Source organism: Serratia sp. DD3, from assembly GCF_000496755.2.
In genome coordinates this window covers 40,478-61,409 of record NZ_AYKS02000041.1, presented here as the reverse complement: position 1 = coordinate 61,409, position 20,932 = coordinate 40,478, and the positions used below count along the sequence as shown (strand labels likewise).

Genomic DNA, 20,932 nt, shown 5'->3' with positions numbered 1-20,932 from the left:
TCATGACTGACCCTACCTATCCACTCACTCAGACTCTCTCCCGTCGTGCTCGTATAACCCGACAGGTTTTATTTCGTCTGCTATCACAGATCAAAGGCGGGGGGTTAACCCTGCATGAGGGGAACCAGCAATTTTGCTTTGGTGAGATGACTGCGGCTCGTCAGGCGGTGGTGGTGATCCATTCGCCTTCAGTATATCGTCGTTTGTTCTCCGGGGGCAGCATTGCCGCAGCGGAAACATGGATGGACGGCGAATGGGACTCGCCGGATTTAACCTCAGTGCTTGAAATTCTTGCCCAGAACAGCACAGTGATGGATCAATTGGAAAATGGCTTCAAATGGCTGAATAAGCCTTTCGCACGATTACAACACTGGTTTAACCGTAATAACCGTGATCAGGCCAAGCAGAATATTGCCGCACACTATGATCTCGGCAATGACTTTTATCGTTCGTTTCTCGATGAAAGTTTACTTTATTCTAGTGCGTTATTTAGCACGGGCATCAATGATTTACCTTCAGCGCAAGTCGCCAAAATGGCCCGTTTGTGTGAGCAGTTAGCTTTAACCGCTGACGATCATCTGTTGGAAATCGGCACCGGTTGGGGGGCCTTGGCAGAATACGCTGCGCGACATTTCGGTTGCCGAGTGACCACCACCACCTTATCTCAAGCACAATATGATTACAGTACCAAACGTATTGCACAGGCTGGCCTGACTGAGCAGGTCACCGTATTACTGAAAGATTATCGCGATCTCGATGGTGAGTTTGACAAGATTGTGTCAGTTGAAATGATAGAGGCAGTCGGTGAAGCCTTTTTACCGGTATTTTTCCGTAGCTGTCAGCAACGGCTACGACCTGGAGGGAAAATGGTGTTACAGGCGATCACTATCCAGGATCAGCGCTATAAACAATATAGCCAAAGTGTAGATTTTATACAGCGCTATATTTTCCCTGGCGGTTTTTTGCCTTCAATCTCAGCCTTGAGTAACGTCATGACCCATCACACGGATTTTGTGATCCGTAACCTGTTTGATATGGGTATTGATTATGCGCAAACCTTGAACCACTGGCGTCATCGTTTTCTTCATGCTTGGCCTCAGATCAGCAAGCAGGGGTTTGATGACCATTTTCATCGAATGTGGTTATTTTATCTGTGTTACTGCGAAGCGGGATTTCAAGCTCGTACCATTAGCGCGGTACAAATGACTGTTGAAAGAACATGAGTCGATCTCAGCAGCTCGTATTAACCACTATTGCTTTTGATATCTATTGGTTTTTGGTGGTTTTTTTCCGTGACAGATTCGTTCTGTTATGGCTTGCCATGGCGATCCTGGTCTGGTGTTTATTGCCTCCACTGCAGCGCCGAGCGGCCTTATTACTGGCGATAGTGGGTAGTGGAATAGATGCCCTATGGGTAGCAACAGGTATCGTGTCATTTGATGGTTCGGGGTTAATCCCCTTGTGGATGCTAGCATTATGGCTGATGTTTGCTTGTCTCTGGGCACCGCTGACATGGCAATCGGCGTTACCCAGCTGGATTTGGCTGGTGATGGGGGCAGTTGGTGGGCCATTTGCCTATTTTATTGGCAAAAATATGGGCGCAATGACTTTTCATCAGCCTCTGTTTATCACTCTCAGCTTGCTAGCCATCGGCTGGGCAGGCTTGATCTTGTTATTCAACGTTCTCTATGTTCAGTTTTTTGCACGTCGTAACTAGGCAACAAAACCAGGAAGCGATTTGAACCAGGCTTGTGCTGAACTGTAGGATAAGATTCATCATCTCACTGGGTGTAGAGAAACGGGATGACGATACCCATCCCACGCCCCCCAATGACAAGCATGGTGACGGGTATATTAACGGAGGAAAGATGTGAAACACTCTCTAGGCGTATTGCTGTTATTTGTCTCGCTCACAACATATGCAAATGAGTGGTTGCAATGGCCAATGAGCGGTGTTGCAACCTTAAATTGGGGACCGTTCAAGATCTATGATTCCCAGTTACGTCTTCCTGAAGGTCATTATGCGGGGCCATTGGCCGATCAGGCATTAATCATTACTTACCGGCGTAATATTGATAGCGACGATTTAATTGATGCCACACGTGAGCAGTGGCAGGCCCTAGGCGTATTGAGTCAGGAGCCGCAAAGTGAAGCCTGGTTAGCCCTGTTACGCAAACTCTGGCCTGATGTTCAAGACGGCAGCCAGTTGGCGTTTGTACTGCAAAATAAACAGGGACAATTCTGGTATCGTCCGGCGGGCAGCACAGCTGCTTTTTCCCCATTGGGCGGCCCCCTCTCTGCCGACTTAAGTCGTTGGTTTCTAGCTATTTGGTTAGATGCTCGTACCTCGTATCCTGAATTACGCCAACAGTTATTGGGAAGAGCCAAATAATAACCAGAAAATCTAGAATAGAAACAGGAGATGTTAAATGAAAAAAATACTCAAGATTGGTAGTTTACTGGTCATGATGTTGACCGGATGCAGTGCTGATATCAACGACTATCGAGCATCAACACCTACACTGGATATCTTCGATTATTTTAACGGTAAAACAGAAGCCTGGGGGATGGTACAAGACTTCAGCCAGAAACAGGTTCGTCGTTTCCATGTAGAAATTGTCGGTAGCGTTATCGATAATACGCTGACACTACATGAAAATTTTGTTTACGACGATGGAGAGAAACAACAGCGTACATGGCATATACGTCGTCTTGAAAATGGTCGTTACGAAGGAACTGCCAATGATATAGAAGGTGTCGCCAGCGGGCAGGCGGTAGGAAACACCTTTAATTGGCAGTACAAAATGAATGTCACCACTGGGGGAAAAACCTGGTTACTCAGTTTTGACGACTGGATGTACCTGCAGGATAATAACCATCTGTTTAATCTTACCAAGCTTAAAAAGTTTGGTGTCACTGTGGGTACCGTGACCTTGTTTTTTGATAAACCAGCAAAGCTGTAGGCCATGCTTACACTTTATACCATCAGCGAATTTGCCAACCTCTGTGGTGTTAGCGCGACCACATTACGGGCTTGGCAACGCCGTTATGGTTTACTTAAGCCTGAACGTACAGAAGGGGGGCACCGACTCTATAGCCAATCGGATCTTAAACGAGTACTTAGCGTCTTAGATTGGATAAAAAAGGGTGTCCCTGTCAGCCAGATAAAACCGCTACTTGAAAGTGACCACAACCAAACCAATAATAACTGGCAGCAGTTGCAGGAAAAAATACTGTTACTACTACAACAAGGAAAGATAGATGCCTTGCGTCAGTTACTCTTTGCTTGCGGACGAGATTACCCTCGCAGTTATCTGGTTGATCATGTATTGCGCCCTTTACGTGTGTTAATAGCAGCAAATACTGCACCGATGCTCACATTACGCACCATCCTTGATTCGCTGATTATCGGCTATACCTCTTTTTGTCTGGATGCAGATAAACGTTCTCGGGGAGAAAAATATATTTTAGTAGGGTGGAAGCTTAGTGATCCGGCAGAGATTTGGCTGGAAGCCTTAAAATTGTCAGGCGCAGGCAAGAGGATAGAAGTGCTGGCATGGCCATGTACCCTATTGGCTCCTGAATTATTTCCTGATTATCATTGGATCCTACTCACCTCTACCAAACTCACCGCACTAGAAGAAAAACAGTGTGAGGTATGGCGTAATTACGTTTTATCACTGCAGGTCGCCCTGTTACGTTAATCATGGGTTGTACAGACAGCATTGGATTTTCACTCTATCATATTGATATACAAAAAATAATTACATAACTGGGCACATTTCCATGCGCCCTTACCATTTAACCTCTTTTATTGATGGCACACCCTTTAAATTGCATTTAAAATGCATGTTATAAGTTTATTCACTTTAAGAGGCACTAACATGGATTATCGTAGCCAATCCCTCGGCGCACTCGCCATCGCTATCCCGCAAGCCAGTAAACTATTCCGCGACTATGGCTTGGACTTCTGCTGCGGAGGAAACCAAACCTTGGAGCGAGCTGCCAGCCGCAAAGATTTGGATCTGGAGAGATTGGAAAGTGAACTGGCTGCACTGGCTGCACTGGCAGCAGACTCCGTAGATAACCGCGACTGGCATCAGGCCCCGCTGTCGGAGATCATCGATTACATTCTGCCACGCTTCCACCAACGTCACCGCGAACAGTTGCCAGAGCTGGTATTAATGGCAGAAAAGGTCGAACGTGTTCATGCCGACAAGCCCACTTGCCCACGCGGGCTGGCGAAACAGTTAAATCTGATCAATCTCAGCCTTGAAAACCATATGATGAAGGAAGAGCAGATCCTGTTCCCGCTGATCAAACAAGGTATGGGGCAACAGGCGGCGGGGCCAATTTCGGTGATGGAGTATGAACATAATGAAGTGGACGAACAGTTGGAGGTTGTGAAATTCCTCACCAATAACGTGACGCCACCGGCAGGTGCCTGCAATACCTGGCAGGCATTATATAATGGGATCAATACGTTTATTGCCGACCAGATGGAGCATATCCATCTGGAGAACAATTTGTTGTTCCCGCGGGCCCTTAATGGTCAATAAAGTCAGGGCGTCACTAAGGCGCCCATGCTTCAAGGCCGTAACCTATTACAAAATTTCCAGCAATTCAACGTCAAAAATTAATGCGCTGAAAGGTGGGATTGATGCGCCGGCGCCACGTTCACCATAGGCCAGGTTATGTGGAATATATAACTGCCATTTTGATCCCACAGGCATCAGTGTCAACGCTTCGATCCAGCCGGGGATCACTCCACTAACCGGGAACTCTGCTGGCTGACCACGCTCAACAGAACTGTCGAACACATCACCATTGATCAGGCGGCCAGTATAATGCACGCGTACCCGATCCTGACGGGATGGGATAGGGCCATTACCCTGCTCCAATACGCTGAACTGTAAACCCGACTCAGTCTGCGTCACGTCGTCACGTTTGACATTATCCTGCAAGAACTTCTGACCTTCTACGGCCATTGCCTTTTGACGTTCAAGGCGTACCGCATCTGCACGCTCATGGATTTCACGTAGTGCGCGGTGAACCACATCGACCGGTACAGCCGGTGCGTTCCCTTCCAACGCATCACGCAAGCCAGCCAACAAAGCTTCTGGTTGTAAACCTTCCAGACCAGACTCTTGCAGTTGCTGACCGACCTGTAAACCAATCCCGTAACTTGCTTGCGCTTCAACGCTATCAAAAGAAGGGGTTGTCATGGGTTTTTCCTTTAATCTGTAAAAAGTCGAAGATGCAGCATAACAGTGCCTGAAAGCCGGGTAAAATCTTGTGTAGATAATGATGACTTTTGTCGTAGAAAAAGAAACAATAAGTTATTGTTAACACTTGGGGCCATTCCCCTCGCCAACACCCAAATGGGTGAGACAAGTAACGCAGCCAATGATCGGCAGCTTACATATTCTGATGTAGTCGAAGAGAGGTCACCATGGGCAGAATCGCGCCCAGGAAAAGGAAAACCCCCTGGGTCTATCAGACGCTATCGCGCCTCTGGCTGAATCTGAACCAGCGTTTCAAGCCTAGGCTGACACCCACAGAGCAAGAAACGATCCAGACACCAAGCTTTAAAAATAGACTAAAAGCCTTGTTGTTGAGAATATGGCACCTGCCAGACAGCTTCCAATGGATGGAACCTTTACCCAATTTTCACCGCCGTTGGGTGATTATTTTTGGTACCACCTTGCTGCTTTCATTACTGTGGCCCTACTCCGACGATAGCGCACCACGTCCATTCCCGGTGACCAACCAGGAAAATAGTGCCCTTATGCAGGCTCAATTACTGAATAATGGCGCGCAACAGCCACAACAACAGCAACCCACCACGACGGGTAGCCCTAACTGGCAAGGCTATGAGATCAAGGCAGGACAGACTCTGGCGCAACTATTCCGCGACAATGGCTTACCGGTTAATGATGTTTTTGCCATGGCGCAGGTAGAGGGTCGCGATAAACCGCTCAGTAATCTTAAGGCGGGACAAAAAGTACGTATCGAGCGTAATGCCAATGGGGTGATTACCACTCTCGCTATCACTACGGCGGATAATAGCGAAGCACTGTTTCGGCGCCAGACTGATGGCAGCTACCTTCGCCTGCGTTAGGTTTTACTTTGTTCCTGCAGAAAATCACGCAGTACAATTCATAGGTACAGTTCAATCCTTTGGTTGCGCTGTGTGTCTTTGCTGCAATACAACAGTGTCAACGTCTGGCCTTGCTGCAATTTACTTATGCAAAACAGACGAAATAATACTTTTTAGCGGTGATTAAAAAGCAAAACGCCAGCACAAGGCTGGCGTTTTAACTTGGCTAACAGCAGCGATTAAGCTTCTGCAACCACAACTACATTCAGCTGTGCAAACACGTCGCTGTGTACTTGGAAATGCACTTCGTGCTCACCAGTGGTACGCAGAACGCCATTTGGCAGACGAACTTCGCTCTTGGCAACTTCAACACCAGCCGCAGTCACTGCGTCAGCGATGTCACGGGTACCGATAGAGCCGAACAGTTTACCTTCGTCGCCTGCTTTAGACGCGATGGTTACCGTGGCCAGTTCGTTGATCTTGGTTGCGCGAACTTGGGCTGCAGCCAGAACTTCTGACAGTTTGGCTTCCAGTTCAGCACGGCGTGCTTCAAAGAACTCTACGTTTTTCTTGGTAGCAGGAACAGCTTTGCCCTGTGGTACCAAGAAGTTACGGGCATAACCCGCTTTAACGTTAACCTGATCACCCAGGCTGCCCAGGTTTGCTACTTTATCAAGCAGAATAACTTGCATTACCTTATCCTCTCAAAGTCGTTAATGGACAGTGGCCGATTACTGATGACTATCAGTGTACGGCAACAAAGACAGGTAGCGCGCGCGCTTGATAGCACGGGCCAGTTGGCGCTGATACTTTGCACGAGTACCGGTAATACGGCTCGGGACAATTTTACCACTTTCAGTGATGTAGTTTTTCAGCGTAGCGATGTCTTTATAGTCAATCTCTTGAACGCCTTCCGCAGTGAAACGGCAGAACTTGCGACGACGGAAATAACGTGCCATTTGGCTAGTCTCCAGAATCTATCAATTCAATCTGCTCGGCATGCAGGACCAATTTATTCAACCCGTTGCGCCCTTGATGGCAGCTAACAAAGCCTTGAATAGTGACCTGAGTGCCGACCGTTAATCTTTGAGTTAAAGCTTGTGACTGTTGTCCACTGGCAACCACGGGCATTCGGCACCATGCTTGCCTGCTGAATCCGGCTTCCTGCTGCGTTGATCGGTGCTCAAGCACAAATTGGCAGTGGGGTATCCCGGAAGGACTTACTTTTCGTACCGGCGTCTTGCACACTGTGCCAGACAACACCAGACGATTAGCCGTCACGGCGGCAATTACTCTTCAGAATCCCCAACATCATCATCAGCGATTTCATTAGCGAAGTCTTCGCGGCGATCGCCACGACGTTCATCTTTCGCTTTAACCATCGGAGATGCTTCAGTTACCGCGTGCTTAACGCGCATAACCATGCTACGGATAACGGCGTCGTTGAAGCGGAAGTTAGTTTCCAGCTCATCGATCGCTTCCTGCGGAGCTTCAACGTTCAGCAGAACATAGTGAGCTTTATGCAGTTTGTTGATCGGATAAGCCAGTTGACGGCGGCCCCAGTCTTCCAGACGATGGATCTGACCTTGCGCGTTAGTGATAGTAGCACTATAACGCTCGATCATGCCCGGAACCTGTTCGCTTTGGTCAGGATGGACCATAAAAACGATTTCGTAATGACGCATCGAATTGCTCCTTACGGATTATTCAGCCTCCTGTCAGGGTCAACCGCGGCCCATGGAAGCAAGGAACGTGTGTATGTGTGCGGCTGAAAAATGACGCGTAATCATACTGGCGGAGCGCTGGAAACTCAAGGGATGAATGGGATTTATTACAGTTTTCTACCCGTCGCCATGCCAATTGCCGTGGGCTTGGCATGGCGACGGGTATCAACTTAGCTTATCAACTGCGCTGACGTACCGCTTCAAACAAGCAGATACCGGTTGCGACGGAAACGTTAAGCGAAGAAACCGTCCCTGCCATCGGAATGCTGATCAGCTCATCACAATGTTCACGGGTCAAACGCCGCATACCATCCCCTTCCGCCCCCATCACCAGGGCCATCGGGCCGGTCATTTTGCTTTGGTATAAAGTATGGTCCGCTTCACCTGCGGTGCCTACCACCCAAATATTCATCTCTTGCAATAACCGCAAGGTACGCGCCAGGTTGGTGACCTGGATCAATGGCACGTTTTCTGCTGCCCCACAGGCGACTTTCTTTGCCGTTGCATTCAATTGGGCAGAACGATCACGGGGGACAATTACCGCATGAACCCCAGCCGCATCGGCACTACGCAGACAGGCACCCAGATTATGTGGGTCCGTAATGCCATCCAATACCAACAAAAATGGGGTATCGATATTTTCCAACAGGCCCGGTAAGTCGTTTTCCTGATACTTCCGCCCTTCACGTACCCGCGCAATAATCCCTTGATGGACTGCCCCTTCCACCTTCTCATCCAGCCATTGGCGGTTTGCCACCTGGATAACGATACCGCTAGCTTCCAGCTCAGCAATCAATGGTTGCAAGCGACGATCGTCACGCCCCTTGAGAATAAATACTTCCAGGAAACGTTGTGGATCTCGTTCTAATAGGGCTTTGACGGCGTGAATACCGTAAATAATTTCGCTCATGATGATCTTTTAACTGTGTGGCCAGGGTCTTCCTGGCCGGTGATAACAAATGCGGCAGATTATTTATGCTCTGCAGCTTTCTTCTTGCTGGCACGTTTAGCTTTGGTTGCCGCCGCTATCTTTTGGGTTTTATCAGACACTTTTTTGGCTTTCGCCTTTTTGTCCTTTTTCACCTTATCAGCAGGCTTAGCCTCTTTCTTACGAAAAACGCTATCTGCCTCAAAATTCGCAGGTGCTTTACCACTGCGGGATTTACGTGGCTTCTGGCCTGGCTCTGCCCCCTTACCATCACGTAATCTACGAGGGTTACCGCTTTTGCTGCGTTGTCGTTCAGTTTTACCCTCCCCCCTTGGCTTGCGCGTGCTCGATACCAAAGCAAAATCAATCTTGCGCTCATCCAGATGCACTGCATCAACACGAATTTCCACCGCATCACCCAGACGATAAACCATACCGCTGGATTCACCTATCAGGCGCTGACCAATATTATCGTAGCGGTAGTAATCGTTATCCAAGGTTGAGACATGCACTAAACCATCAATAAACAGATCGTTTAAACGCACAAAAAAGCCAAATGAAGTGACACTGGCAATAATCCCGCTGAACACTTCACCGACGTGATCCTGCATGAAATCACACTTCAACCAGTCCGCGACATTACGCGTAGCTTCATCCGCACGGCGCTCCGTCATCGAACAGTGTTCGCCCAGTTGCAGCATCTCTTCGAATTCACTGTGCCAACCACCGGTAGGTGTCCAGCGCTCCTTCGGCTGACCATGCTCTTTAGCCAGCAGATATTTGATAGCCCGGTGTAACGACAAATCTGGGTAACGGCGAATTGGCGAAGTAAAGTGAGCATAAGCCGCCAATGCCAAACCGAAGTGACCACGATTCTCGGGATCATAAACCGCCTGTTTCATCGAACGCAGCAGCATGGTTTGCAGCATTTCCCGATCCGGACGCTCAGAGACCTCGTCCATCAAAGTGGCGTAATCTTTCGGTTGCGGTTTCATTCCCCCACCCAAAGTCAGACCAAGCTCACTCAGCACACTACGCAATGCCGTAATATGATCGTCACTGGGGCGATCATGCACACGGAACAGTGCAGGCTCATTATTCTTTTCAACAAAACGTGCTGCCGCAACGTTTGCCATGATCATGCACTCTTCAATTAGCTTATGCGCATCATTGCGTACCGTTGGCTCAACACGTTCAATACGGCGTTCAGCATTGAAGATAAACTTGGCTTCTTCTGTTTCGAAGGCAATACCGCCACGCTCAGCACGAGCCTGGTCCAACACTTTATACAGCGCGTGTAACTCCTGCAGGTGTTTAACCAAAGGATGGTACTGTTCACGCAGTTCCTGATCCCCCTGAAGGATATGCCACACCTTGGTATAGGTTAAACGTGCATGAGAACTCATCACTGCTTCATAAAATTTAAATGAAGAGAGACGGCCCTGTGCAGAGATGGTCATCTCACAAACCATACACAGACGATCTACCTGCGGGTTGAGAGAACACAGGCCATTGGAGAGCACTTCCGGCAGCATCGGCACCACTTCTGAAGGGAAGTAGACCGATGTACCTCGGCTACGGGCTTCATCATCCAGCGCGGTGCGTGGACGCACGTAATAGCTGACATCAGCAATGGCGACCCACAAACGCCAACCGCCACCACGTTTCTTCTCACAATACACCGCATCATCAAAGTCGCGGGCATCCTCACCATCAATGGTCACCAGTGGCAGTTCACGCAGGTCCACACGCCCTTTTTTAGCGGCCTCTGGCACTTGCTCGCTGAGGTCGGCAACCTGTTTTTCCACCTGCGGCGGCCAAGTATGCGGGATCTCGTGGGTACGCAGAGCGATGTCTACCGCCATGCTCGTGCCCATTTTATCCCCCAGTACCTCGACTATCTTACCCACGGCTTTGGTACGACGCGTTGGGCGTTGAGTCAACTCGACGACGACCATATACCCCATACGCGCACCACAAATGGCGTCAGCCGGTATCAGGATGTCAAAATTGAGGCGGCCATCATCAGGCACCACAAAGCCGGTACCGGCATCAGTGAAATAACGCCCGACAATCTGACTGGTTTTAGGCACCAACACACGCACAATCCGCGCTTCGCGGCGCCCCTTGCGGTCTTCACCCAATGGCTGCGCCAATACCACATCACCATGGATCGCCATTTTCATTTGTTCGGCGGAAAGATACAGATCGTCTTTACGCCCTTCAACACGCAAAAAGCCGTAGCCATCGCGATGACCGATCACGGTGCCACGCAGCAAGTCCAGTCGCTCTGGCAAGGCATAGCACTGGCGGCGAGTAAACACTAACTGGCCATCACGCTCCATCGCCCGTAGACGACGGCGCAAAGCTTCAAGTTGTTCTTCTCCAGATAAATTCAGTTCATTACCCAACTCTTCGCGGCTGGCTGGCGTTTCACGTTTCGCCAAATGAGCCAGAATAAATTCGCGACTCGGAATTGGGGATTCATATTTTTCTGCTTCTCGTTCCAAAAATGGATCTTGTGACATTAGGATTCCTCGGTTGTCATCAGCAGGATGTCATTGAGCCTGATTGGCTCAGCAACGCTTTATTTGACAAGCAAAAGCCTGTAGAGCTGTGAGTTGTCTTCAACCATATCGGCCAAAGTATAATTGTCCAGCTCCTTAAGGAAATTCTGTACCGCCTGTTGAAGTACCGACTTCAAGCGACAGGCTGGCGTTATGTGGCAAAAATCACTGGTACAATTCACCAGTGAAAGTGGCTCCAGGGCACGTACTACATCGCCCAAACGAATAGTGCTGGCAGGTTTACCCAGGCGAATACCGCCGTTTTTGCCCCGCACGGTAGTGACAAAGCCTGTATGGCTTAACTGATTGATAATTTTTACCATATGGTTGCGTGAAAGACCGTACACTTCCGTCACCTCAGAGATACTGGTCATTCTCTCTGCCGGTAATGATGCCATATAGATCAATGCCCGCAGGCCATAGTCCGTAAAACTGGTTAACTGCACGTCTACCTCTGGGTAACTGTTTACCCATTTAATATGCCGATTCTCGGCGATTTCTTAATATTTCATCATCATGCAGGCCGCTGAGACACAACCTGGAATTGATATCTGATTGGATAATAAACCAGCCAGAGAGCCCGTTGCTAATTATTTCTACCGGTTATCATCCAAGCGACAGAGAGCCAGATGATTTTAGGTATAAAGAATTTTCAATACGAAGGGGTTATCGGGGAACGGTGATCAGACAAACCGGGACAGAACCCGGTTTGCTTTATCGCTAGTATCATTCAAGTTACAGAAATACCTTCTGCAACCTGAACGACAGGTACATCCAAACATAACAACAGATTATGCATCAAACGGGTCACGTAATATCATGGTTTCGCTACGGTCTGGCCCGGTAGAAATAATATCTACTGGCACGCCCGTCAGCTCTTCGATACGTTTGATATAATTTAGCGCCGGCTGTGGCAATTGGCTGTAGTCTTTCACCCCAAAGGTGGTTTCACTCCAGCCAGGCATGCTCTCATAAATCGGTTCAATACCTTCCCAACCTTCTGCCGCCAGCGGCGTAGTGGTGATTTCAGAACCATCTGGCATGCGGTAACCCACACAGATCTTCACTTCTTTCAGACCATCGAGAACATCCAGTTTGGTCAAACAGAAGCCCGATAACGAGTTCAGTTGCACAGCACGGCGTACTGCAACTGCATCCAACCAACCGGTACGACGACGGCGACCAGTGGTAGCACCAAACTCATTGCCTTGCTTACACAGATATTCACCTGTTTCATCGAACAGTTCAGTTGGGAATGGGCCAGCCCCCACGCGGGTAGAATAGGCTTTCACGATGCCCAGCACATAATTCACATAACGTGGGCCAATGCCAGAACCGGTTGCGACACCACCTGCGGTGGTATTAGACGAGGTAACATAGGGATAAGTACCGTGGTCAATATCCAGCAAGGTACCCTGTGCGCCTTCGAACATCACGCGTTCACCGCGTTTACGCGCACCGTCCAGCAATTCGGAAACATCCACCACCATTGAGGTCAGGACATCTGCGATAGACATCACGTAATCAAGCGTTGCCTGGTAATCAACCGCATCGACCTTGTAGTAGTTAACCAACTGGAAGTTGTGGTAATCGATGACCTCCTTCAGCTTAACCGCGAAGGTCTCTTTATCAAACAGATCACCCACACGCAGACCACGACGAGCCACTTTATCTTCATAAGCCGGGCCGATACCACGACCCGTGGTCCCGATCGCTTTAGCACCACGCGCTTTCTCACGCGCATTATCCAAGGCGACGTGGTAAGGCAGGATCAGCGGACAGGCTTCAGACAATAACAGCCGCTCACGCACCGGGATACCACGCGCTTCGAGCTCCCCCATTTCTTTCATCAATGCATCTGGAGCCAGAACCACACCATTGCCAATGATACTGGTCACGTTTTCACGCAAGATACCTGAGGGAATTAAATGAAGAACGGTTTTTTCACCGTCGATAACGAGAGTATGGCCTGCATTATGGCCACCTTGGTAGCGCACAACATATTTAGCCCGTTCGGTCAGCAGGTCTACGACCTTACCCTTACCTTCGTCACCCCATTGGGTGCCCAGTACGACGACGTTGTTACCCATTTTTACCATCACCGGTTGCTTAAAAATGGATTCTAACACCGTAATTTGTGAGTTTCAGCACTTTTAACCGACAACTGCCTACTTTTTCGACTCCCGTTTATCCCCCGGCACGGCTACTCAACATGTAGTAGATCACGCAGCCAGCAACCACTAGTCCACCACCAAAACGCCGTAAAGTTGAATCTGGCAACTGGGTCATCGCCAGGATCATTTTACGCCAAGCCTGTGGAAACAGCATTGGCCCCAACCCTTCGAGTACCAAAACCAATCCGAGTGCCAGCCAGATCGTTAAATTCATCATGATCCCTCAAAAAAATCAGGGCTCGCATTTAACGAGCCCCGATACCTACCCTTCTCTTTCAAAACCGTTCTCTTTCAATACATGGTCAGAAAGACATTAGGTATTTTATCTATTTCGTGTTGCTTCCGGCGACTTCATATAGCGGAAGAAATCGCTGTCCGGACTCAATACCAGCACATCCTGGTTACCTGAACCAAAACTGGTTTCATAAGCACGCAGGCTACGGATAAAGGAGTAAAAATCAGGATCCTGGCTAAATGCATCCGCAAACAATCTGGCGGCTTGTGCATCACCAGCACCACGAGTAATACGTGCCTGACGCTCAGCTTCTGCAATGGTGCGGGTCACCTCATAGTCGGCAGTCGCTTTCAGCTTCTCCGCAGCTTCTTTACCCTGAGAACGATGACGACGTGCTACTGCTTCACGTTCTGCACGCATACGCTGGAATATTGCATCAGACACTTCCGCTGGCAGGTTGATCTGTTTGATACGCACATCAACCACCTCAATACCCAATGCAGCCATGCTGTTCGGGTTAATCTGTGGCTGCTTACCGGTGGTTTCGCGATCAACGCGGGCTGCAGCAGAAGCGATAGCATCATCAGCTTCAGTGGTAGCCACCACCTCACCATCACCCACAGTACCAGTATTCAATGCGTCACGGACATCGGCCATCAAGCGGCCACGGGAGTCAGTAACAATATCACGCACATCCAGACGACCAATCTCCGAACGTAGACGGTCACTAAATTTACGCTTCAACAGAACCTCGGCCTGAGAAACATCACCACCACCCGTTGCCAGGTAGTAACGGCTAAAATCACTGATGCGCCACTTCAGGAAGGAGTCAACGATCAGATCTTTCTTCTCGCTAGTGACAAAGCGATCCGCCTGGTTATCCATGGTCTGAATACGTGCATCCAAGGTTTTCACAGTTTCAATAAACGGAATCTTGAAATGTAACCCTGGTGCATACACCTGTGGTTTATTTTCGTTGTCACGCAGTACTTTGCCAAAACGCAACACAATGCCACGCTCACCTTCCTGTACCACAAACAAGGAGGTATACAGCGCTACCAGCACCACGGCAACGATAACTATAAATGACTTACGCATTGATTATTCTCTCCCTACGCGAGTATTGTCGCTACGCTGCGTATTGACACGGCGTTGGTCCATAGTTGAACCACTCGTGGTATTGTTGGGACTGGCATCCGAAACACTGTCAGTGGATGGAGCAGGGTTGAGACGAATCAGGCTGGTATCACTATTACCTTGGCTTACTGTCGGACCGGCCTGGTTACGCAACATTTGATCCAGTGGTAACACCATCAGATTATTGTTGCCTTTGTCATTCACCAACACCTTACGGGTATGGCTAAAGACTTTTTCCATGGTCTCGATATACAGACGTTCACGCGTAAGTTCTGGTGCAGACTTATACTCCGGCAGCAGCTTGGTAAACTTCGCTACTTCACCCTGAGCTTCCAGAACAGTACGTGCTTCATAAGCTCTGGCGTCTTCCAACAAACGCTGTGCCGCACCATTGGCGCGCGGCTGAACTTCGTTGGCGTAAGCCTCTGCTTCACGGATGAATTGCTGTTCATTTTCACGTGCGGCAATAGCATCATCAAACGCCGCTTTCACCTCTTCCGGCGGACGAGCAGCCTGGAAGTTGACGTCAAGCAAAGTGATCCCCATTTTGTACGGACGAATGGTTTCTTCCAGTACACGCTGCGTATCGCTACGTACAATGGTACGGCCTTCGGTGAGGATCTTGTCCATGGTGTATTTACCAATAACACCACGCAATGCGCTATCTGTCGCTTGTCTTAAGCTATCATTGGGATCTGTAACGCTGAACAGATAAGCCGCCGGATCCGTGACACGATACTGAACGTTCATTTCCACGCGCACCACGTTCTCATCCGACGTGAGCATCACGCCTGATGCCGCCAGTTCACGCACGGACTCCACGTTGACCGCGATCACCTGATCAATAAATGTCGGTTTCCAGTTCAAACCCGGTTGTACCAGATGACTCAATTTACCGAATCGAGTGACGACACCACGTTCAGCTTCTCTAATGGTATAGAAGCCACTTGCGGCCCAAACCACCACAGCGGCAACCACGGCAATAACGATGATTCTGCCACTGAAATTCTTGGCTGAACCAGTACCACCACTGTTATTGCTGTTGGAGCCCTTATTCCCGCCCAGGCTGCTCAATTTCTTGCTCAGCTTACGGAAAATATCATCTAAATCCGGGGGCCCTTGGTCGCGCCCACCTTTATTATTGTTACCGCCAGAGTTGCCGCCATTATTATTGCCGCTCCCCCACGGGTCGCGGTCTTGTCCGTTATTACCGGGCTGATTCCACGCCATGTTTTAGCTCCATTATTCTGTGATTAGGTACTTCAGGCTAACGCTTTGCCCTTCGTCTTTGAAAATGCAAGGGTTATCCCCATTGTCATGCCAACGGCAGGAAGAGAGATCCTCATTCCCCTGTTACCGGATTTACCGAGAGCCAGGGGCCTCACTCTGCCAATGACATGTTGAAAACTATGGGTATAGCCTAGTCAATTGTTAAAACGAGCGGCTAAATGTAACAGGATACAATCATACGATAAAGTTAATCAGATCCTGTTCCTGTTTACAGAGGCGACGCCACTCCACGATCGGCATACGTATTATCACACCGATACTACCGTCCTCTTCATTCCATTCTTTCTCGATTGCCTGAAGCTGATAAAAACGACTACGCAGACGACCGGCCTGTGGTGGCAATCGCAGTTGGTGATGCACGATCTGCCCCGATAAGCGTTCTGTCAACGCCTGAAATAACAACGGAATACCTTCACCACTGGCGGCGGATAACCACACTCGGATGGGTAAATTTTCATCGTTGCGATCGATACGCGGGACAAAATCATCCAGCATATCTATTTTGTTCATCACTAACAGTGTCGGGATCTCATCCGACTCAATCTCTGCCAACACGCTATTCACTGCCTCAATGTTCTCATCCACCCGGTTATCCGCTGCGTCGATCACATGTAACAATAAAGAGGCTTGGCGCGTTTCCTGTAAAGTGGCCTTAAAAGCAGCAACAAGATCATGCGGCAAATGCCGGATAAAACCTACTGTATCCGCCAACACGGTATCACCCACATCCGCTACTTCAATACGTCGTAAGGTGGGATCCAAGGTGGCAAATAGCTGGTCCGCCGCATAAACATCGGCAGAAGTAATTCGGTTAAACAAGGTTGACTTACCGGCGTTGGTATAACCTACCAATGAGACTGTCGGTACATCAGCACGGGTGCGAGCTCGCCGGCCCTGTTCACGTTGCTTCTCTACGCGTTCCAGACGGCGCAGAATCAAACTGATGCGGTCTCTCAACAGACGGCGGTCAGTTTCTAACTGGGTTTCTCCCGGCCCCCGCAAGCCTATGCCACCTTTCTGACGTTCCAGATGGGTCCAACCACGCACCAAACGCGTAGCAATATGGCGTAACTGCGCCAGCTCTACCTGCAGCTTACCTTCGTGGGTACGAGCACGCTGAGCAAAAATATCTAAAATCAAACCCGTACGGTCAATCACCCGACATTCACATAAGCGCTCAAGATTTCTCTCCTGCGCAGCGGAAAGGGCATGATCAAACAAAACAACAGACGCACCAGCAGCTTTCACCGCCTCGGCGATTTCTTGGGCCTTTCCTTCACCGACAAAGTATTTAGGATGCGGCGCTTTGCGACTACCTGTCACCACCTGCAAAGCTTCGACACCGGCAGAAGAGACCAGTGATTCAAACTCACTGAGATCTTCACTATCTTTATCTTGCGAGAAATAAATATGAACCAGTACGGCCTGTTCACCAGTTTCATAGCGGTCAAACAAACGTGCGACCTCTCAAACGGAAAAAAACCGCGGGTTCGGGGGGCATAAACCGCACATTGCAGCCTAGGCTCCCCGTCATGGTTAATTCGCGATAAGCTTTATTCAGCGTCATCGCTTTCCTGCTGCGGTGCAGATGGATTATTACCATGGTGATAACCACCTGTCGTACCGCCACTCGGATTGTTACTGTGATGCGACACCGGGCGCGATGGAACAACGGTAGAGATCGCATGCTTATAAACCATCTGGCTTACCGTGTTCTTCAACAGAATGACAAACTGGTCAAAAGACTCAATCTGGCCTTGCAGCTTAATACCATTCACCAAATAAATAGAAACCGGAACTCGTTCACGACGCAATGCGTTCAGGAACGGATCTTGCAAAGATTGCCCCTTAGCCATTCTATCTTTTCCTTATTTGCTTGTTGTTTGTAACAAAGAACCTATTGGCTCTAAAATAAACGACCTAAAAAATTTGCGCGCCGAATATCTGTCAATTGTACACAATCGCCCAACCTATGCACTAACAACCTGTATTACTGTGTTCAAAGCCTCTCCCTGTTTATCACTGTCTAGCCAATAAACCGACTCCCAACCCCGTAACCAGGTCATTTGGCGTTTAGCCAATTGACGTGTTGCACAAATACCACGAAAAACCATCTCATCATAACTAATATCGCCCGATAAATATGACCACATCTGGCGATAACCAACACAGCGAATAGCGGGCAAATCCTGATGCAAATCACCCCGAGAGAACAGAGCACGCGATTCCGCTTCAAACCCTGCAGCCAACATTTGCTTGAACCGCAGTTCGATACGTTGATGTAACAACTCCCGACTGGATGGCGCTATTGCAAATTGGTGAACTTGATACGGCAACGATTCACCTGCAATTTTAGTCAGTTCCGTTAAAGTTTTACCCGAAATACAAAAAACTTCCAGTGCTCTGGTCAGTCTCTGCGGATCATTTGGATGAATACGCTCTGCCGCCACTGGGTCAATTTGCTGCAATTGACGATGCATCGCTTGCCAACCCTGCTCCGCAGCTTGCTGTTCAATCTGTTCACGCACCGCCGGATCCGCCGAGGGCAACGGCGATAATCCTTCTAATAGTGCTTTGAAATAAAGCATGGTCCCCCCCACCAACAGGGGAATACGACCAGCAGCAGTGATGTCGTGCATCTGTTGCAGCGCATCGCGACGAAAATCTGCCGCTGAATAGGCTTGTGCCGGATCACGAATATCTATCAACCGGTGTGGTGCTCGAGCCAACTCTTCTGCCGAGGGCTTGGCGGTACCCACATCCATACCACGATAAATCAATGCAGAATCTACACTGATCAGCTCCACTGGCAAGTGCTCACGTAGTGCCATTGCCAACGCAGTCTTGCCGGATGCGGTCGGGCCCATAATAAAAATAGCCGATGGACGAGAGTTCATTTCAATTTCAGTCATGTTTCAGTGCCGCCAAAGCAACGTGTAAATCTACAGGCTGTAAAAGGTTACCTGGCGGAGACTTTACTAATTGTGGGCACAACCGCTCAAGGTCAGTCAACAATTGTATCGCTTGCGAGTTGTTCCACTGCTCATGCTCACTGCTGAGTTGCCCCGCAACCCAGCAAGCCAATGAGGCAGGTGATACCTCCTGACATTCGGCGAGGTAGCCTAACAGCTCAGGTATCAACTTTTGTAAATTTTGTTGGCGTAATGGTAAAGGGACTGCGCGCAACATCACATACCCATGTTCAGGTTGTAGTTCCAGCCCCATGCTGACCAGTAAAGCCTGATGCTGTACACACGCAGCCACTTCATTTTTATTCAACGTCAGCTTAATCGGGATCAGTAATGGTTGTGGTCGTAATCCCTCTTCCGGGGGGCATAACTGCACCTGGCGTAACCCCTGCTCAGCAATCGTCAAATTGAGTAGCACCAACTGCTGGCGTTGCTCCAACAACGCATAACTGGGGGGATAAATCATCAATACCCGACCAAAACTATGTTGGTTACCCGCCAGCGGTATTTGTTGTTCGGTCTTGGCTGCTGGAAATAGCGGTTTTTTTGCCTCACCTATTGGTGTGGCCTGCAATAACTTACCGTACAATTCACCTTCACGCTTTTGATAACCAGGACCTGCCTGATAGCTCGGTTGCGGCGCACGCTCACGCGCCTCTGTCGTTGCTGTCGTTTCCGTCGCTGGCGATGGCTCTCGCTGTGGCGCTGGCTGTGCAAAATGGTTACCACCAGCAGCAATGCGGTTTTCCGGTTGCCAGGCTGGCGTGGGTTGTCCGTTGGGTTCGGCAAGTGGCAATGGCATATGGGCCGCCTGCTGAAGTACCGTGGTCACCGCCTGGTAAATAAAATCATGCACCAACCGTGCTTGGTGAAAGCGCACTTCATGCTTGGCTGGATGAACATTGACATCCACCTGGTGAGGATCCACCTCCAGATAGAGTACATAGGCAGGTTGCTGCTCGTCTTTCAACTGGTCCTGATACGCCTGACGAATGGCATGATTGATCAGTCGATCACGCATCATTCGGCTATTAACATAGCAATACTGCATTTCACCCAGTTGGGCCGACCCTTGTGGATCGGCAACCCAACCACGGATACTGAGCTCACCATGCTGCCAGGACACCGCTAACGCATGTTGTAAAAAAGCCGGGCCACAAATGCTTGCCAAACGTCGCTCATGCTGGCTCTGATCTTTGGCAGCTCGATATTGGCGTATCAGTTTGCCGTTGTGACTCAAATTGAGGGTCACATCCAAACGAGCCAGAGCGATACGCCGCACCACTTCATCGATATGACCAAATTCGGTTTTTTCCGTGCGCATAAACTTACGCCTGGCGGGTGTGTTGTAAAACAGGTCCAGCACTTCAACCGTACAACCCACTGGGTGTGCGGCCGGTTTGACGGTCACTTGCTGATCTCGCCCTTCCGCATACGCCTGCCAGGCTTCCCCTTGCTCGGCGGTCCGTGAAGTTAATACCAAACGTGATACTGAACTGATACTGGCGAGCGCCTCACCACGAAAACCCAGGCTGATGATCGCTTCAAGGTCATCCAACGTGCTGATTTTGCTGGTTGCATGACGGGCCAGCGCCAAAGCCAAATCCGTTTTACCAATTCCACAGCCATTATCACGGATACGAATCAGCTTGGCACCACCACGTTCAATATCGATATCAATACGCGTCGCCCCTGCATCCAGGCTGTTCTCGACCAGTTCTTTCACTACCGATGCCGGGCGTTCAACCACTTCCCCGGCAGCAATCTGGTTAGCTAATTGTGGCGGTAATACCTGGATAGGCATACGG

23 protein-coding genes are annotated in these 20,932 nt (G+C 49.4%); 7 read left to right on the top strand and 16 right to left on the bottom strand.

From position 1 onward, the window contains the following. Positions 1 to 2 precede the first annotated feature (2 nt). The 6 genes from IO95_RS06575 to ytfE all read left to right on the top strand — a co-directional run bounded on the left by IO95_RS06575 (position 3) and on the right by ytfE (position 4,559). On the top strand, positions 3 to 1,223 hold the full coding sequence (locus IO95_RS06575) for a cyclopropane-fatty-acyl-phospholipid synthase family protein (protein WP_037384457.1): 1,221 nt from the start codon (positions 3 to 5) through the stop codon (positions 1,221 to 1,223). Beyond that, positions 1,220 to 1,717 carry a DUF2878 domain-containing protein gene (locus IO95_RS06570; protein ID WP_023491886.1) on the top strand — a complete coding sequence of 166 codons (498 nt, stop codon included), beginning with the start codon at positions 1,220 to 1,222 and terminating at the stop codon, positions 1,715 to 1,717. The genes IO95_RS06575 and IO95_RS06570 overlap by 4 nt, the downstream gene beginning before the upstream one ends. 153 nt (positions 1,718 to 1,870) lie before the next feature. After that, positions 1,871 to 2,392, top strand: coding sequence for a hypothetical protein (locus tag IO95_RS06565; RefSeq protein WP_023491887.1), 522 nt, complete (start codon positions 1,871 to 1,873; stop codon positions 2,390 to 2,392). 37 nt (positions 2,393 to 2,429) lie between these two features. Continuing rightward, positions 2,430 to 2,963 (top strand): DUF3833 domain-containing protein, encoded by a 534-nt coding sequence (locus IO95_RS06560; RefSeq protein WP_037384454.1) that lies wholly within the window; start codon positions 2,430 to 2,432, stop codon positions 2,961 to 2,963. 3 nt (positions 2,964 to 2,966) lie between these two features. Then, positions 2,967 to 3,704 (top strand): MerR family transcriptional regulator, encoded by a 738-nt coding sequence (locus tag IO95_RS06555; RefSeq protein ID WP_037384451.1) that lies wholly within the window; start codon positions 2,967 to 2,969, stop codon positions 3,702 to 3,704. Between the two features lie 180 nt (positions 3,705 to 3,884). Further along, complete coding sequence (ytfE, locus tag IO95_RS06550) at positions 3,885 to 4,559, top strand: iron-sulfur cluster repair protein YtfE (RefSeq protein WP_023489467.1); 675 nt, start codon at positions 3,885 to 3,887, stop codon at positions 4,557 to 4,559. A 45-nt stretch (positions 4,560 to 4,604) separates the two neighbouring features. On the opposite strand, the gene IO95_RS06545 is transcribed toward ytfE, so the two are convergent. After that, positions 4,605 to 5,225: a peptidylprolyl isomerase gene (locus IO95_RS06545; RefSeq protein WP_023489466.1), complete on the bottom strand. Its 621-nt coding sequence runs from the start codon at positions 5,223 to 5,225 to the stop codon at positions 4,605 to 4,607. A gap of 227 nt (positions 5,226 to 5,452) precedes the next feature. Between IO95_RS06545 and IO95_RS06540 the strand changes: the two genes are divergently transcribed. Further along, on the top strand, positions 5,453 to 6,121 hold the full coding sequence (locus IO95_RS06540) for an OapA family protein (protein ID WP_037384447.1): 669 nt from the start codon (positions 5,453 to 5,455) through the stop codon (positions 6,119 to 6,121). A gap of 218 nt (positions 6,122 to 6,339) precedes the next feature. Here the strand turns inward: IO95_RS06540 and rplI are convergent, their stop codons facing one another. The 15 genes from rplI to mutL form a co-directional block, all read right to left on the bottom strand. Then, positions 6,340 to 6,792, bottom strand: a complete 453-nt coding sequence (gene rplI, locus IO95_RS06535) for a 50S ribosomal protein L9 (RefSeq protein WP_023489464.1) — start codon at positions 6,790 to 6,792, stop codon at positions 6,340 to 6,342. A gap of 39 nt (positions 6,793 to 6,831) precedes the next feature. After that, positions 6,832 to 7,059 (bottom strand): 30S ribosomal protein S18, encoded by a 228-nt coding sequence (gene rpsR, locus IO95_RS06530; protein WP_023489463.1) that lies wholly within the window; start codon positions 7,057 to 7,059, stop codon positions 6,832 to 6,834. A 4-nt stretch (positions 7,060 to 7,063) separates the two neighbouring features. Next, entirely contained in the window at positions 7,064 to 7,381 is a 318-nt protein-coding gene (gene priB / locus IO95_RS06525; RefSeq protein ID WP_037384444.1) for a primosomal replication protein N, read from the bottom strand. A gap of 8 nt (positions 7,382 to 7,389) precedes the next feature. Then, entirely contained in the window at positions 7,390 to 7,785 is a 396-nt protein-coding gene (rpsF, locus tag IO95_RS06520) for a 30S ribosomal protein S6 (RefSeq protein WP_023489462.1), read from the bottom strand. A gap of 217 nt (positions 7,786 to 8,002) precedes the next feature. After that, positions 8,003 to 8,734, bottom strand: coding sequence for a 23S rRNA (guanosine(2251)-2'-O)-methyltransferase RlmB (gene rlmB, locus IO95_RS06515; RefSeq protein ID WP_023489461.1), 732 nt, complete (start codon positions 8,732 to 8,734; stop codon positions 8,003 to 8,005). A 59-nt stretch (positions 8,735 to 8,793) separates the two neighbouring features. Beyond that, entirely contained in the window at positions 8,794 to 11,280 is a 2,487-nt protein-coding gene (rnr, locus tag IO95_RS06510; protein ID WP_023489460.1) for a ribonuclease R, read from the bottom strand. A gap of 59 nt (positions 11,281 to 11,339) precedes the next feature. Continuing rightward, entirely contained in the window at positions 11,340 to 11,765 is a 426-nt protein-coding gene (nsrR, locus tag IO95_RS06505) for a nitric oxide-sensing transcriptional repressor NsrR (protein ID WP_023489459.1), read from the bottom strand. Between the two features lie 345 nt (positions 11,766 to 12,110). Next, positions 12,111 to 13,409 carry an adenylosuccinate synthase gene (locus IO95_RS06500; RefSeq protein ID WP_037384442.1) on the bottom strand — a complete coding sequence of 433 codons (1,299 nt, stop codon included), beginning with the start codon at positions 13,407 to 13,409 and terminating at the stop codon, positions 12,111 to 12,113. A gap of 97 nt (positions 13,410 to 13,506) precedes the next feature. Then, complete coding sequence (locus tag IO95_RS06495; protein WP_023489457.1) at positions 13,507 to 13,707, bottom strand: DUF2065 domain-containing protein; 201 nt, start codon at positions 13,705 to 13,707, stop codon at positions 13,507 to 13,509. A gap of 108 nt (positions 13,708 to 13,815) precedes the next feature. Then, the gene (hflC, locus tag IO95_RS06490; RefSeq protein WP_023489456.1) at positions 13,816 to 14,826 is read right to left on the bottom strand and encodes a protease modulator HflC; all 1,011 of its coding nucleotides are present in this window, start codon (positions 14,824 to 14,826) and stop codon (positions 13,816 to 13,818) included. A gap of 3 nt (positions 14,827 to 14,829) precedes the next feature. Then, positions 14,830 to 16,095: an FtsH protease activity modulator HflK gene (gene hflK, locus IO95_RS06485; protein WP_023489455.1), complete on the bottom strand. Its 1,266-nt coding sequence runs from the start codon at positions 16,093 to 16,095 to the stop codon at positions 14,830 to 14,832. Positions 16,096 to 16,329: 234 nt separating this feature from the next. Continuing rightward, a complete protein-coding gene (gene hflX, locus IO95_RS06480; protein ID WP_023489454.1) occupies positions 16,330 to 17,610 on the bottom strand; it encodes a ribosome rescue GTPase HflX in 1,281 nt (426 codons plus the stop codon). Between the two features lie 98 nt (positions 17,611 to 17,708). Beyond that, on the bottom strand, positions 17,709 to 18,011 hold the full coding sequence (hfq, locus tag IO95_RS06475; RefSeq protein ID WP_023489452.1) for an RNA chaperone Hfq: 303 nt from the start codon (positions 18,009 to 18,011) through the stop codon (positions 17,709 to 17,711). A gap of 114 nt (positions 18,012 to 18,125) precedes the next feature. Next, the gene (gene miaA, locus IO95_RS06470) at positions 18,126 to 19,067 is read right to left on the bottom strand and encodes a tRNA (adenosine(37)-N6)-dimethylallyltransferase MiaA (RefSeq protein ID WP_023489451.1); all 942 of its coding nucleotides are present in this window, start codon (positions 19,065 to 19,067) and stop codon (positions 18,126 to 18,128) included. Continuing rightward, complete coding sequence (gene mutL, locus IO95_RS06465; protein ID WP_023489450.1) at positions 19,060 to 20,928, bottom strand: DNA mismatch repair endonuclease MutL; 1,869 nt, start codon at positions 20,926 to 20,928, stop codon at positions 19,060 to 19,062. The genes miaA and mutL overlap by 8 nt, the downstream gene beginning before the upstream one ends. Positions 20,929 to 20,932 lie beyond the last annotated feature (4 nt).